This window comes from Candidatus Omnitrophota bacterium, assembly GCA_013791745.1.
Taxonomy (GTDB): domain Bacteria; phylum CG03; class CG03; order CG03; family CG03; genus CG03.
In genome coordinates this window covers 16,776-31,501 of sequence record VMTH01000007.1, presented here as the reverse complement: position 1 = coordinate 31,501, position 14,726 = coordinate 16,776, and the positions used below count along the sequence as shown (strand labels likewise).

Genomic DNA, 14,726 nt, shown 5'->3' with positions numbered 1-14,726 from the left:
GGAAATGAAAAAACAATTATTGCTTATTATTTTTCTGGCTGTTTTCCAGAATCTTTCTGCAGAGACGGCAAAAGAGGTTTTTAACAGAGCCGTGGCTGAGTATATCAAAGGAGAGAAGCGGGAGAGCATGTCGCTGATGGAAACAGCTTTAAGCCTGGACGGCAAAAACAGCGAGATGAAGGAGTTTTTTGTGAAGATGCTCACGGAATACGGTTCCGAGAGCTTTCTGGCTGATGACTATGTTTCCGCTCAGGCGTATCTGACAAAGGCCGGGAATATTGATCCTGACAATCAGGAGATCAGGAAGATGCTTCTTTTGTGCCGCCGGATGTCCGAGAGGGGCCTGATAGCGGAATCTTCCGCCGCGAAAGAGAAAGAACTCAACGCGCTGATCAAAGAATTCAAACAACAGAAAGACAAATTTTCCGCGAATTTCAACTACGGCCTGGAAACGATAAACAGCCTGCTGAAACAAAGCGAAAAAGAAAGGGAGAAACTTCTCTCGGAGATCTCCTCCGCGCGCGAAGCCGATAGGGTTAAAATGAATCAGATAGTATTCGCCGGCATTGCGGTTTTTGCCCTAATACTTCTGGCGGCCTTTTACCTGATGCACGCCATCACGCGCAGATTTGTTGAGAAAAGGGAGATCTCCACGCTGGAGCATCAGAAAAAAATCATGGAAGAGATGCGCGGCTTTTCCCGGCATTCGCCTCTTCCGCCGCTCGTGAGAAATTCCACGCACGAGACAATAACGGACATAGACCCGATAATCAGGGAGAAGGCCAGAAGAATAGAATTTATCGAGGAAGAACTGAAAACTGAAAAAGACCCGAATATAGCGACGACTTTCTTTTTGCCCTACCTTGATGATATCAGCAACCGGGTGCGCGCTAATGCCGCGAAAGCCCTTTATCCCCATAACAAAAAGCTTGCTGCCGCCACATTCAAAGATATGATTTCGAGCCCGAACGAATGGATGAGGGCCAGCGCCGTGTGGGCTCTGGTGGAACTGGCCGAAGAAGAGACGGTAGCGCTGGTCGCGGCGCTTAAAGACGAGAAACATATATGCGTTCTCGAACAGATAAAATCTTCGCTGGGGAGATTAATGAAAAGGCCGGATGTTTCCGAAGGTCTTAAAATCAGGGCAGCCGAAATACTGAAAGGATTCTAAAAAAAGCTGTCCGCATCCTTTGATTCCGCCGGACGCGGTCAGACGTTGAATTTTATCTCTATTATGTCCCCGTCTTCAATGATGTGGTTCTTTTCCACGGTTTTGACAAGACCTTTTTCTTTGGCCTCGTGCATGTTGAAAACGCTCATCATGCCGTCGAAGGGCACCACATCCGCGCGTATAAAACCGCGCGCGAGGTCGCTGTGTATTTTTCCCGCGCAGGTGACGGCGTTAGAATTCTTTTCCACCGGCCAGGCCTTGCATTCGTCTTTCCCGGCCGTGTAGAAGAATATGATGCCGGCTTTTTTCAAGACGCTGGCGATGAGTTCGTCCGTTGAGATATCTCCGTCAATCACCACTGTGGGTTTAAAGGTCAGGGGAGCGAGGGCTTTGAGAATGTTTTTTTCGTCGACGCTCAATTCCAGATCGCAGAGGACTTTTTCTTCTTCCATGGCCCGGATGCATTTTACGAGAAGTTTTTTTTCGTCCTGACTTTCGCTCCTCGCCAGACGCCCTTCCAGTTTTTCCATGTCGGGGATCAGTAAATCAAGGAGAGTCTCTTTCCGCACGGCGATCGCGTCCGCCTGTTCGGGATCAGCCGTTGTGAGTTCCGCGAAAAACGGCGCGACTTTTTTCGGCTTGAATTTGTCGCTGAGTTTTATCAGGCGTTCGTCATTGTATTTCACCTTCCCCTCGTCAAAAGCCAATCCGCTCAAATATATTTTCATAGGGGGATTATACTAAAAAATGGGGGCATTTGCTATTGCCGCGAATCAGGAACCGCTCCACTAGCCCCCGGCGCGCTTTTATATTCACGCTTAATAAATTAAAATAGCCCATGATAAGAATTGGCGATAAAGTCTTTCAAACGAATGTGTTTTTGGCTCCGCTTGCCGGCTGCTCGGATCTGCCCTTCAGGCTGATATGCAGGGAACACGGCGCGCTGATGGCTTTTTTCGAGATGATATCCTCCGACGCTCTCGTCAGGGAAAGGGAAAAGACGCTGAGTATGCTCAAGAGCGTCCCGGCTGACAGTCCCGTGGCAGGCCAGCTTCTCGGCTCCGACGCCGAGCTCATGCTTGATGCCGCGCTGAAGATGAAAGAACACGCGGATGTCGAGTTTATAGATATAAACGCCGCGTGCCCGGTGAGAAAAGTTGTGGTAAACGGTCAGGGCGCCGCGCTTTTTAAAACGCCGGAAAAACTTTTCGCTATAATAAAAATCCTTGCGCTGAAATCAGGGCTCCCTGTTACTGTTAAGCTCAGGACGGGTTTTGACAAAAGCGATACAAGAGCCCTCATCGATGTCGTGAGGGGCTGTGAGGGCGCCGGGGTATCCGCCATATTTCTGCACGGCCGCACGCGCGCTCAGATGTACGGCGGCGATGTGGATTATGAGGCCATAAAAATGGCGAAAGAAAACCTGAGCGTTCCTTTGTTCGCTTCCGGCAATATCCTATCCGCGCCTCTGGCGAATAAGATGTTTGAAGAGACGGGCTGCGACGGTATTATCGTCGCACGAGGGGCCATGGGGAATCCCTGGATATTCAAAGACATAAACGGTTTTCTTAAAAACGGCCTGTGCTCTCCGAAGCCGGGAAAAAAACAGCGCATAGAAACTCTGAAAAAACATCTTTCGTATATCAGGAAATATTCGGATCTCACCGATTCATCGGTGATAGGGCTGATGAGAAAGGCGGCCCTGTGGTATCTGAAAGATTTTGCTTCCGCCGCCGCCGCCCGCGGGAAGGTGACGGGCTCTCAAAATTATGAGGAACTGCTTAAGGTTCTGGATAAATTACAAATTTAAACTTCAGCGAGTTTTTTGTAATGGGCGTAGCGTTTCAGCATCGCTTTCTCCGCTTTCGCGAAAAGCTCTTCGGCTCTGTCGGGGAAGAGTTTTTTAACGGAACTGAATCGCACCTCGCTCTGTATGAATTCCTGGAATTTTCCGTTCGGGTCTTTTGACTCCAGCTTAAAAGGATTTTTTCCCTCGTCGGCAATAAGCGGGTTGAAGCGGTAAAGAGGCCAGTAACCGCATTCCACGGCCAGCTTTTCTTCCTCAACTGATCTTGACATATCCAGGCCGTGATTTATGCAGGGCGAATAGCAGATTATCAGCGAAGGCCCGTCGTAGGATTCCGCTTCGCTGATAGCGTTAAGAAACTGCTGTTTGTTGGCTCCCATGGAACAGCTCGCCACATAGATGTAGTCGTAGGACATGGCTATGAGTCCGAGGTCTTTTTTCTTTATTTCTTTTCCCGATATGGCGAATTTTGCCGAGGCGCCCAGCTGTGTGGCTTTTGATGATTGTCCGCCCGTGTTGGAATAGACTTCTGTATCCAGCACAAGGACATTTATGTTCTTTTTTGAGGCGAGGACATGGTCCAGCCCGCCGTAGCCGATGTCATAAGCCCAACCGTCTCCTCCGATGCACCAGACGCTTTTATCCACAAAATAATCCTGAAGCTCAATTATTTTGCTTATGATTTTCTTATCTCCGCCGGAAGCTTTTTTAAGAGCGTCTTTGAGGAGGGATCTTGTAGAGCCCGCCGCAGCCTTGGCTTCAGCGTCAACATTTTTCCACAGTTCAACATTTTTTTTCAGGGATTGAGTCAGCTCCGGCGAGATATTCTTTTCAATGAGCGCCTTAACATTTGAAAGCAATTGCTGCCTGTTGGAATCAACGGCCAGCCTCATACCGAAGCCGTATTCGGCATTATCCTCAAACAGCGAGTTTGCCCAAGCCGGGCCTGTTCCTTCTTTTGTCTGACAATAAGGGATCGTTGGGAAGGTGCCGCCGTATATTGACGAGCAACCCGTGGCATTTGCGATTATCATCCTTTTTCCGAAGAGCTGTGTGACATTTTTTATGTAAGCCGATTCACCGCAGCCCGCGCAAGCGCCGGGGAATTCAAACAGGGGCCTCCGGAACTGGCTGCCTTTGACCGTTGTCTCTTTTACGCCGTCAGTTATATCGTCGGGGAGATTGTCAAAAAATGCCGTGTTTGCCGAAGATCCCGCCGACCGCTCTTCCTCTATGGGATGAAACTCAAGAGCCTGGACGGGGCAGGTGTTGACGCAATTCCCGCATCCGGTGCAGTCCTCGGCATAAATTTGCAGCCGGTATTGGAGACTTTTATCATTTTTTGTTTTGGATTCCACGGTTTTAAAATTTGCGGGGGCATTTTTTAAATCTCCGGGAGCTATCTGTTTGGCTCTTACGACAGAGTGCGGGCAGACGAAGGAGCACTGATTGCACTGTATGCATTTATCGCTGATCCAGCGGGGAACCAGCGGGGCGATCCCTCTTTTTTCAAGCCGTGCGGTGGCTGTCGGGACCACGCCGTCATTGGTCATCTGCGAAACGCTTATGTTATCGCCTTTGAGCCTCATCACGGGCTCAATAATCGTTTTTTCAAAAACTCCCGCGTTTTCGGGTATAAGTTTTTTTATTTCCGTGTGCTCGCCGCTTGCGGAAGGTATTTCAAGCTGAACAAGGGCCTCGGCTGTTTTGTCAACCGCCGCCCAGTTCATGTTAACAACTTTGTCACCTTTGAGGCCGTATGTTTTCTTGATGGCTTTTTTCAGGAGTTCTATCGCCTGATCTTCCGGGAGCACGCCGGATATCTTGAAGAAGGCGGCGAGCATCACCGTGTTGATACGGAGCCCCAGCCCGACTTCTTCGGCTATCTTGAGAGCGTTAATGGCATAGAATTTTATTTTATTGTCCCTCAGCGTTTTCTGCATTTTTTCAGTGAGGCTTGAGAAGATATCCGATGTCTTCTCCGGGGAATTGATAAGAAAGACGCCTCCTTCTTTTATGCCGTCCAGAATGTCATAGCGGCCTATGTATTCCGGTTTGTGGAGCGCCACGAAATCAAACTCTATCGGCAGGTAGGGCGAGCGTATTTTTTCTTTGCCGAATCGCAGATAGGAGATCGTGATGCCGCCTGATTTTTTAGAGTCGTAAACAAAATAACCCTGCGCGTTCATATCCGTGTTGTCGCCGATTATCTTGATGGCGTTTTTGCAGGCGCCGACCGTGCCGTCGGAACCGTAACCCCAGAATTTGCTTTTTATTGTGCCGGCGGGCTCGGCTATTATGTTTTCTTCCACGGTGACTGAAAGTTTTGTCACATCGTCGGTTATTCCCACCGTGAATCCGTGATCGCCGTTTTTGCCCAGGTGCTCATAAACGGCTTTCACCATTCCCGGCGTGAATTCTTTTGAGGAAAGCCCGTAACGCCCGCCGATTATTTTTATATCTTTGCCTTTAAGGGCCGCTACAGTATCAAGATACAGGGGCTCGCCTATGGAACCCGGCTCTTTGGTTCTGTCGAGAACAGCTATTTTTTTTACGGACTTCGGAATGACGGAGACGAAATCCTTCACGGAGAACGGCCTGTAGAGGCGCACCTTGACGGCGCCGACTTTTTCTCCGCGCTTGTTCAGGTATTCCACGGTCTCTTCTATTGTTTCGCAGCCCGAGCCCATCGCGATTATTATTTTGTCGGCGTCCGGCGCCCCTGTGTATTCAAACAATTTGTAATCTCTGCCGATTTTCTTCCCGACCGCTACCATGTATTTTTTTACGATTTCCGGGATAGCGTCATAATAGCGGTTGACCGTTTCTCTCCCCTGGAAATAGACATCGGGGTTTTCCGCTCCCACCTTGGCGTATGGCCGGTTGGGATTCATACATCTCGCGCGGAATTTTTCAATATATTGCATGTCCAGCAGTTCCGCCATCAGTTCATAAGGCAGCACTTCCACTTTTTGTATTTCGTTAGAGGTCCTGAAGCCGTCAAAGAAGTGCATGAAGGGAATGCTTGATTCAAGAGTGGCCAGATGGCACACGATGGCAAGGTCCATCGCTTCCTGTATGGATGAGGACGCAAGCATGGCAAAGCCGGTGTTCCTCGCCGACATAACGTCGGAATGGTCGCCGAATATTGAGAGCGACTGGCAGGCGAGCGATCTGGCGGAAACATGAAAGACAGCAGGCAGGAGCTCACCCGCGATTTTGTGCATGTTGGGCAGCATCAGCATGAGCCCCTGGGAGGCGGTGAAAGTTGTTGTCAGGGCGCCTGCGGACAATGAACCGTGGACGGCTCCGGCGGCCCCGGATTCAGATTGCATCTCTATTACATTCAGCTTTTCACCGAAAAGATTTTTGCGGCCCTGAGCTGACCACTGTTCGGAAAGCTCCCCCATAGTCGTGCTGGGCGTTATGGGATATATCGCCGCCACTTCGCTGAAAGCGTAGGCGACATGCGCCGCCGCCGTGTTGCCGTCGATAGCCTGCATGTTTTTTTTGATTTCGCTCATGTTATTTTCCCCCGGGTTTTGTAAGTTTTCCAAATCATTACGGTAAAATCTTATATAATTCGCCAAAAAAAAACAAATAGCGGCGGCTGTCTGTGTTGACTGAAATCGTGAAGAGTTATAGAATTCGTCTGTATTGATTAGAGAGAATTGTATATTGGGAGGATTTAATGAGCACATGGGAATTGCTGGAAAAAGTGAGAAAGGAAAAACCGCTGGTACATCACATAACCAACTGGGTGACGATCTATGATTGCGCAAATATTGTCAAATCTTTCGGCGCGAGCCCCGTCATGGCCCACGCACAAGAGGAAGCCGCGGACATGGCTTCTCTCGCCTCGGCGCTGGTGCTCAATATAGGAACGCTGACAATCGAACTGATAGAAGCCATGAAACTGGCCGCTGGCGCCGCCAACAAAAAGGGCATTCCCGTCGTGCTGGATGTCTGCGGGGCGGGAGCGACGCGTTTCAGGGACGAAAAGGTCTATGAGATCCTGGAAAGCGTTAAAGTGAATATCATTAAAGGCAACGCTTCTGAGATCGCGCGCGTGACGGGAATGGAAGTGAAGACCAAGGGCGTTGACAGCGGCTCTGTGGACGCCGATCTTTCCGTGATGGCCTCTGAACTGGCCGCGAAAAAATCCTGTACGGTCGTTATCACGGGCAAAGAGGATATTATCTCGGACGCTTCCCGGGTTTATAAGGTGTCAAACGGCACGGATATGATGGGAACGATCGTGGGCACAGGATGCATGGCCGCCTCCGTCATCGGAACTTTTGCCGCGGTGAATAAGGATCTTGCCCGCGCCTCGGCCTCGGCGCTGGTCTGTTTCGGCATAGCCGCCGAAATCGCTTCTGAGATTTGCACGGGCACGGGTAGTTTCAAAAATGACCTGTTTGACTGTGTGTATAATCTGAACAGGCAGCAGATAGAAACACTGGAAAAGCTCGCGTGATCAGGGGCTATTACTTCATCACGGATTCCGCCTTGAGCCGGGCGGGTGTGCTCGATGATGTTTCTCTTGCCGTGAAATGCGGCGTCGGGGTCGTCCAGTACAGGGAGAAAAACGCTTCAACAAAAATCCTTTTTGAAGAAGCCTCGCGCCTGAGGGAGATATGCCGGAATGCGGCGCTCATAATAAACGACAGGATAGACATAGCTTTAGCCGTTTCGGCGGATGGCGCGCACATAGGCCAGGACGATATGCCGCTGGACGAGGCCCGGCGGCTCCTTGGTAAAGATAAAATAATAGGCGTCACCGTGCATAACGAGGATGAGGCGCGCGCAGCCGAGCGTCTCGGCGCTGATTATCTGGGGATAAGCCCTGTCTTTGCCACATCCACAAAGAAAGACGCCGGCGCCTCCTGCGGGATCGAGCTGATAAAAAGAATAAGATCTTTTTCAAAACTGCCTCTTGTCGCCATAGGCGGAATAAATTTTGACAATGCGCGGGAAGTCATCTCCGCCGGTGCCGACGCCCTGTGCGCCATATCGGCGGTGGCCTCATCGTCTGATCCCGCCGGGGCCATCAGGCGTTTTCAAAAGCTCTTTCAATTGGCGCCGCAATTGGTGCCGGGTATTTAGTTATTCAGTTATGACAATAAGGGCGGTTCTGATATTTTTCCCCTTTTTCTTTCCTGGTTTTTAAGCTAAAATACAAGCCTTATGGAAAAACACAAAGATTTTTATATAGCGCTTGAGCGCGGCAGGGTCAGTTTCAACACTAAGCACGGCGCCGAGATCTACCGCCGCAGTTTGTCCATACTGCTCGAGTGCGCCATACACGAGCTTTACCCTGATTCTTCCCTGCATGTGGGACAGACACTGATGAACGGTTATTTCTATGAGATAAACGGCGGCGAGAGAATCACTTCGTCGTTTATCAACAGTGTCTCCCGCCGCATGAGAGAGATAATCGCCTCGGACGAAAAATTCACCAGGGTGAGGATGAAGAAAGGTCGTGTTATGAGGCTCTGCCGGAAATACGGCAGGGAGGATAAATATAACGCCGTGCGCTATCTGCCGGACGCGGAAATAGATATCGTTTTTTTACGGGGCTATTTTGACTTTATGCTGGCCGAAACTGTTTATTCGGCCGGGAGCATCAGAACTTTCCGTCTTGTCAGATACAACCACGGCTTTATACTGCAGTTCCCCGTGAGGGGCGATATAGAAAAACTGCCCGCTACCAAAGACAGGCAGAAAAAACTTTACAGAGTGTATATGGAAACCAAAGAATGGAACCGTATTCTCGGGATACAAAACGCCGGCGATCTTAACTGCGCCATCGCGGACGGCTCCATCAGGACTTTGATAAACGTGCAGGAGGCTTTTCACGAACGCAAGATAGTTGAAATAGCTAATATGATAAAGGCCTCCTTTCCGCGCAGGAGAATAATATGCGTGGCAGGGCCTTCTTCTTCGGGTAAAACGACATTTATAAAAAGGCTGGGCGTCCAGCTTCGGGCCGACGGGCTCAAGTCCACGGAAATATCGCTTGACAACTATTTCCACTCGCGCGAAAAAACCCCCCGCACGAAGGACGGTGATTACGATTTTGAGTCGGTCCGCGCGCTGGATCTCAAATTCCTGAGACGCCAGATGCAGGAGCTCCTTGAGGGTAAAGAGATACGCCTCCAGGAATATGATTTTAAGCTGGGCCGCCGTAAATACACAGGCCGCCGGCTGCGGCTGGAGAGGGATTCGCTGGTGCTCATAGAAGGGATACACGCCCTCAACCCCGCGATACTGCCGAATATACCGTCGGGGAAATTTTTCAAAATTTTTGTCAGCGCCCTCACGCAGCTGGGGATAGATAACGACAACAGGATTTTTACTTCGGATTCGCGTCTGATAAGGCGCATTGTCAGAGACAATAAATTCAGGGGCTATTCGGCTTCGGACTCAATAAAGCGCTTTCCGAAAGTGAGGGAAGGCGAAGACAGATACATATTTCCTTTTCAGCGCACCTGCGATGTCTTCTTCAATTCCTCGCTGATATACGAGCAGGCGGTTATAAAGCCGCTGGTTGAAAAACTGCTCAAAAATGTGAAGAAGACGGATGATTCCTATTTTGAGGCGAGGCGGCTTTTATATTTCTTGCGTTTTTTTCTGGTCATACCGCCCAAGAGAGTGCCGCACAATTCCATACTCAGGGAATTCATAGGCGAGAGCGCCTTCCATTATTGAGAATTTTCGTATGCCGGGAAAAATATTCCTTGTAGATAAAGCGCTTTTCAGAAAAGCTTTCGGGAAACTTCCTAAGAAAGCTTCAGTTACAACACTCGCGCGTCTTGCCGCTGTCAACAGAATTAATGCTCTCGCGGCGATAAAATCCGCTGAACACGGCTGGCTGGGAGCTTCGTTTTCCTGCGCTGATATTGTGACATATCTTTATTTCAGGGGGATGAAGGCCCGGGATATACTCATACTCAGCAAGGGTCACGCCGCTCCCGCGCAGTATGCCGCTCTTGCCGCCAAAGGCGTCATAAACTTTGAAGAGCTTCTTTCGTACAAGACTCCCCGCGGTTTGCAGGCGCACACGGATATGAGCACTCCCGGTATCGCGTCTAACACGGGATCTCTCGGACAGTCTCTGTCAAAGGCCGCCGGAATGATCATGGCCTCTCGCCTTAAAAAAGAAAAACGGCGGGCTTTTGTGATACTCGGCGACGGTGAACTGCAGGAAGGCCAGAATTTTGAGGCTTTGATGAGTATCAGAAAAAACCGCCTGACGGAACTCGTCCCGATAATTGACAGGAACAATCTCCAGACCGACAGCGCGGTGAGGGATATAAAGGCCATAGATGATCTTGAAAAAACTTTGTCGGGCTTCGGCTTTAAAGTCATTACAGCGCGTGGCAATGACATGGAAAGTCTGGCAAAGGCATTCGCTCTTGCGTGCGGGAAAGATAATTGCGTGATCATCGCCGACACCATAAAAGGCGCGGGCAGCTCCGTGACGGCCATGAAAAATCCCTCACGGAGAAAGGCCGTCTGGCATTCAAAGGTGCCGTCGGCGGAGGAATACGCGCGCATACTGGAAGAACTTGTCACCGGGACCGGAGCCGCGTGTATCAAAGAAGCCTTCGGGCGGTGGGGAATCCCGCCCGCCGCCCCGGCGGCGGTTGGAATTCCGTCATGCCGCGAACTTTCAACCAGAGACGCTTTTGCCGATGAGCTTTTTTCTCTTATGCGTAAAAACAGGAAGATAATCGTGCTGGACGCCGATCTTGAAAAATCCATGAAACTCACGCCCATAGCGGAAAAATACGGAAAAAGATTTGTGGAATCGGGCATTGCCGAGCAGGACATGGCATCCACGGCGGGGGGGTTCGCTCTTTCCGGCTTTATTCCGGTTGTGAACACTTACGCGAGTTTTTTCCGGAGATGTTTTGAGCAGATATATGTCAATGCCACGGAGAAGACCCCCGTGATCTACGCGGGCAGTTATTCGGGACTGTGCTACGCCACCGACGGTAAAACGCATCAGATGACGGGGGACATCCCCATGATGCGTTCAATACACTCCATGAGGGTTTATGATCCGTTCTCCGCGTCTGAAACAAGGAAATTACTGAAATATTATCTGAGCGGTGCGAAAAAATCATGGAATTATCCCGTTTATATCAAGTTGCGGCGAAGCCCGCGGGATTTTCCTTTTAAGGAGACTGCCGGAAAGTTCTCAATCGACAGCGGCGTCATGCTGAAAGAGGGGAAGAAGATCTGCATTGTTGTTTCCGGGCCTCATCTGGCTTCTTACGCGCTGAGAGCCGTTGCTGAACTGTCATCATCCGCGGCGTCCTCGTCCGCCGTAGGCGCGGCTGTGGCGGCGTTCAGCGCCCAGAATTATCTTGACCACAAAAAAACGCTTGCGATGCTCAGTCCTTTTAAAAAAATCATTGTTCTGGAAGAGGGCGTCACATCCGGCGGCCTCGCCGATGAGATAAGCAAACATGTTTTAAAAGCGGGTTTGAATATGCAAGTTCTCAGACGAGGAGCTGATGGTTTCACATTTTCGGCGAGAGACAAAAGCTGTCTCTTTAAAGAATTCTCGCTCGATGTGAGATCCATAAAAAAACTTCTGGAGAAGGGATGATCAAAACTGTCCGGAAAATATTAAGCAAAAATACGCCCACAGCTCTGGCGCTGGGTTCCGGCTCCGCCCGGGGCATCGCGCACATAGGCGTTATAAAAGCCATTCTTGAGAAGGGCGTTAAAATAGATATGATCGCGGGCTCCAGCATGGGCGCTCTTGTGGGGGCGGCTTTCGCCAGAGAAGGCCGCATAGATGACCTGGAGCATATAGCCCGTCACCTTGACTGGAAGAAGCTCGTGGGGTTGGCCGATCCTCATTTTTTTATGCTGAACAAGGGCGTTATACACGGTGAAAAAGTGAAAGAATTCCTTAAAGTCTGCATAGGAGATGTTTCTTTCTCCGATCTAAAAATACCTTTGTCCGTGGTGACCTGCGATATTAAAAAAGGCGTGAGAAAGGTTATAAACAAGGGTTCCGTTGTTGAAGCGGTGAGGGCGAGTATATCCATTCCCGGTATATTCACACCCGTTCCCCTCGGCGCAAGTTTTTTTGTTGACGGCGGGATCATAGAGCCGGTGCCGGTAGAGACCGCCCGCCGGATGGGCGCGGGACGCGTCATCGCATCCAATGTCATTTGCGACCCCTCTAAAAAACTTAACTCACGGACGCGTAAAAAAACGGCTGTCCGCAGGCCTTCGGACGCGCTGCCGGTTCTGACGGCTCTGGAAAAAGCTGTGGAAAAACTGACAGAGGAAAACAGCGATCTCATCTCTTCCGCCGTGGAATACACTGAAAAACTGAAAAAGAAATTCTACAAGAATGTTTTGAAGGACCTGCCCGATATGCCCGGTATTTTTGAGACGATCCTGAATGCCGTATACATCCTGGAGTACGCCTCGGCGAAGGAGAATGCCGGCGGGGCTGATGTGCTCATATCACCCGACACAAGTTCCATCGGCCTTCTTGAATTTTACCGCGGCGGCGAAGCCGTTGACGCCGGCTACAAAGCGGCCATGAAAGTCCTGAAAAAAGAGCCGTTATAAAGGCGGAAAATTTGGATTACATCATCAAAGGTGGAGATGTTTTTGACGGCCGGGCATTTTCAAAAGCCGATGTGGCTTTGAAAGACGGGAAGATAGCGGCCGTGGGCAAAATAGACGGCCCCGCGGAAAAAATTATAGACGCCTCGGGACGCGTTGTCAGCCCCGGTTTTATTGACGTTCACACTCACTGTGACCTCGCGGTGATGGATCTTATCGGCGAGGAACGTTCATCCGCTGGGGAGTCCGTAAAATCCAATCTCTGCTATCTTCGTCAGGGGGTCACAACTGTCGTCACGGGAAACTGCGGCCTCGGCGAAAGCGGCACAGCTAAATGGCTCGGCTGGGCCCGGAAAAATAATTTCGGAACGAATGTCATCCATCTTGTTCCCCACGGGATGTTAAGGTTAAGGCTCTTTGGCGATAAAAAGATACTCTCACACGCTGATATAAAGAAAATGGCGGAAGCTCTTGAAGAAGAAATGGATGAGGGAGCGCGGGGTTTTTCCACAGGGCTTGAATATTCCCCCGGATGTTTTGCTTCAAAAGAAGAGATCGAGGTTATGGCCCGCGTTTGCCAGCGGCGGGGAGGTGTATACGCCACTCATATGAGGAGCGAAACCGGCCTCGGCGTGACTGACGCTGTTGATGAGGCGATCGGCATAGCATACAGGACAGGCGTGTCGCTTGAAATCTCACACCTGAAAATATCAGCGCCCTTGAACGCCTTGCCGGCGGAAGTCTCGCTTGAAAAAATTGAAGCCGCGCGCGGGGAAGGTCTTGATGTCACAGCCGATCAATATGCCTATGATTACGGCTCGACCTATATAACTCTGCTCGTCAATCCGGAATTTCTTGACGGCAGTGTTTTGAAAACCGAGCACAGGAAGGGGGGGTGTTACGAGGCGCTGAAATCAGAACTTGAAAGCAAATTTAATTATCTGCCGCCGGAGAGGATAATAATAAGCGTTTATCCTCAGCGCGGCGATTACGAGGGGAAAAGCATAAGCGCCATAGCGGAAGAGTTTTCGCGCCCGCCGATAGATGTTCTCATGGAGCTTGTCTTCTCTCCGGAGCCGCCCTTTTGCATATTCATGAGCCAGGATATTGAGAATGTCCGGTCAATAATGAAAAAAGACTATATTTTATCCGGTTCCGACGGATGGACGCAGGTTTTCGGAGAGGCAAAGCCTCATCCCCGAAGTTACGGGAATTTTCCGCGTAAACTCCGGCAGTTTGTCAAAGATGAGCGGCTGATATCGTTAAGCCATGCTCTGCGCTCGATGACCTCGCTGCCGGCCGAAAAATTCAGGATTAAGGACAGAGGCTATATCAAAGAAGGATATGCCGCCGATATAGCGGTATTCGATCCGGGTATTTTTTCGGATAGAGCTTCTGTGGAAAATCCCCATTCTTATGCCGAAGGGCTGGAATATCTTTTTGTTAACGGCCGTAAGGTGATTGAAAAAGACAGTTTCTTAAAGATTTAACCGGAAAGCCGGCGTTTTACGGGTGTGGAAAACGCGCGGCCCTCTCCCTTGAAAGGAGAAGGCCGCATCAGAAAAAACAGGTTTGAGACTATTTGTCGTCCTGTTCGCCTCTCATTTTACCGTCGCCACAGTCATAACTTTCGCAGTCCATCCCGCTGCCGCGCATATTTCCTCTGTCCCCTTTTTTGCCGCTCATTTTTTTGCCCTTTTTACTCATCTTGCGATCCTGCTTCATCATCCGGGATTTGTGTTCTTCCCATTTTTTGATCTGTTCTTTGGTCAGTTCTTTCTCAATGCCTTTGTCGGAAGTCTCCCTGATTTTTTTCACTTTGTCCGTGAACGCGTTTCTTTCTTCGGCGACTTTTTTCCACGAATTCTCAAGGATACCGGAGATAGAAGTTTTTTGTTTTTCACTGAGTCCGAGTTCTTTCGTCATCCTCTCCATTCTTTTCTCGTGCATCGCTTTTCTGCGCTCGTCGCGTTTCTGCAGGTTCTGAGCTTTTTTCTGTTTCCATTCCCTGAATTCCGCCATTTCGCTCTTGTCCGGTGTTTCGGCCATGAGCGGCGAAAAAGCCGCCAGCGTCGCCATCATCATTCCAGCCGCCGTCCAGTTCATTAAGTTTTTCATTTTAACCTTCCTCCTTATTTGGGTTCGACT

Annotated in this window: 11 protein-coding genes; 8 read left to right on the top strand and 3 right to left on the bottom strand. The window is 50.1% G+C overall.

The window, feature by feature from the left end; translation table 11 throughout:
- Window positions 1-4 precede the first annotated feature (4 nt).
- Window positions 5-1,171, top strand: a complete 1,167-nt coding sequence (locus FP827_00350; protein MBA3051537.1) for a HEAT repeat domain-containing protein — start codon at window positions 5-7, stop codon at window positions 1,169-1,171.
- A 38-nt stretch (window positions 1,172-1,209) separates the two neighbouring features.
- On the opposite strand, the gene FP827_00345 is transcribed toward FP827_00350, so the two are convergent.
- Window positions 1,210-1,899: a DUF933 domain-containing protein gene (locus FP827_00345; GenBank protein ID MBA3051536.1), complete on the bottom strand. Its 690-nt coding sequence runs from the start codon at window positions 1,897-1,899 to the stop codon at window positions 1,210-1,212.
- A gap of 110 nt (window positions 1,900-2,009) precedes the next feature.
- On the opposite strand from FP827_00345, the gene dusB reads away from it, so the two are divergent.
- Complete coding sequence (gene dusB / locus FP827_00340) at window positions 2,010-2,981, top strand: tRNA dihydrouridine synthase DusB (protein ID MBA3051535.1); 972 nt, start codon at window positions 2,010-2,012, stop codon at window positions 2,979-2,981.
- Here the strand turns inward: dusB and nifJ are convergent.
- Window positions 2,978-6,493, bottom strand: coding sequence for a pyruvate:ferredoxin (flavodoxin) oxidoreductase (nifJ, locus tag FP827_00335; GenBank protein ID MBA3051534.1), 3,516 nt, complete (start codon window positions 6,491-6,493; stop codon window positions 2,978-2,980). The two genes, dusB and nifJ, sit on opposite strands and share 4 nt — an antisense overlap.
- A 176-nt stretch (window positions 6,494-6,669) precedes the next feature.
- On the opposite strand from nifJ, the gene thiM reads away from it, so the two are divergent.
- The 6 genes from thiM to FP827_00305 all read left to right on the top strand — a co-directional run bounded on the left by thiM (window position 6,670) and on the right by FP827_00305 (window position 14,068).
- Window positions 6,670-7,455 carry a hydroxyethylthiazole kinase gene (gene thiM, locus FP827_00330; protein ID MBA3051533.1) on the top strand — a complete coding sequence of 262 codons (786 nt, stop codon included), beginning with the start codon at window positions 6,670-6,672 and terminating at the stop codon, window positions 7,453-7,455.
- A complete protein-coding gene (gene thiE, locus FP827_00325; protein ID MBA3051532.1) occupies window positions 7,455-8,084 on the top strand; it encodes a thiamine phosphate synthase in 630 nt (209 codons plus the stop codon). Before thiM ends, thiE begins: the two co-directional genes overlap by 1 nt.
- Window positions 8,085-8,165: 81 nt before the next feature.
- Entirely contained in the window at window positions 8,166-9,689 is a 1,524-nt protein-coding gene (locus tag FP827_00320; GenBank protein MBA3051531.1) for a nucleoside kinase, read from the top strand.
- Between the two features lie 10 nt (window positions 9,690-9,699).
- Window positions 9,700-11,598: a hypothetical protein gene (locus tag FP827_00315; protein ID MBA3051530.1), complete on the top strand. Its 1,899-nt coding sequence runs from the start codon at window positions 9,700-9,702 to the stop codon at window positions 11,596-11,598.
- Window positions 11,595-12,581, top strand: a complete 987-nt coding sequence (locus FP827_00310; protein MBA3051529.1) for a hypothetical protein — start codon at window positions 11,595-11,597, stop codon at window positions 12,579-12,581. Before FP827_00315 ends, FP827_00310 begins: the two co-directional genes overlap by 4 nt.
- An 11-nt stretch (window positions 12,582-12,592) precedes the next feature.
- Window positions 12,593-14,068, top strand: coding sequence for an amidohydrolase family protein (locus FP827_00305; protein ID MBA3051528.1), 1,476 nt, complete (start codon window positions 12,593-12,595; stop codon window positions 14,066-14,068).
- A gap of 88 nt (window positions 14,069-14,156) precedes the next feature.
- On the opposite strand, the gene FP827_00300 is transcribed toward FP827_00305, so the two are convergent.
- Window positions 14,157-14,696 (bottom strand): hypothetical protein, encoded by a 540-nt coding sequence (locus FP827_00300; GenBank protein MBA3051527.1) that lies wholly within the window; start codon window positions 14,694-14,696, stop codon window positions 14,157-14,159.
- Window positions 14,697-14,726 lie beyond the last annotated feature (30 nt).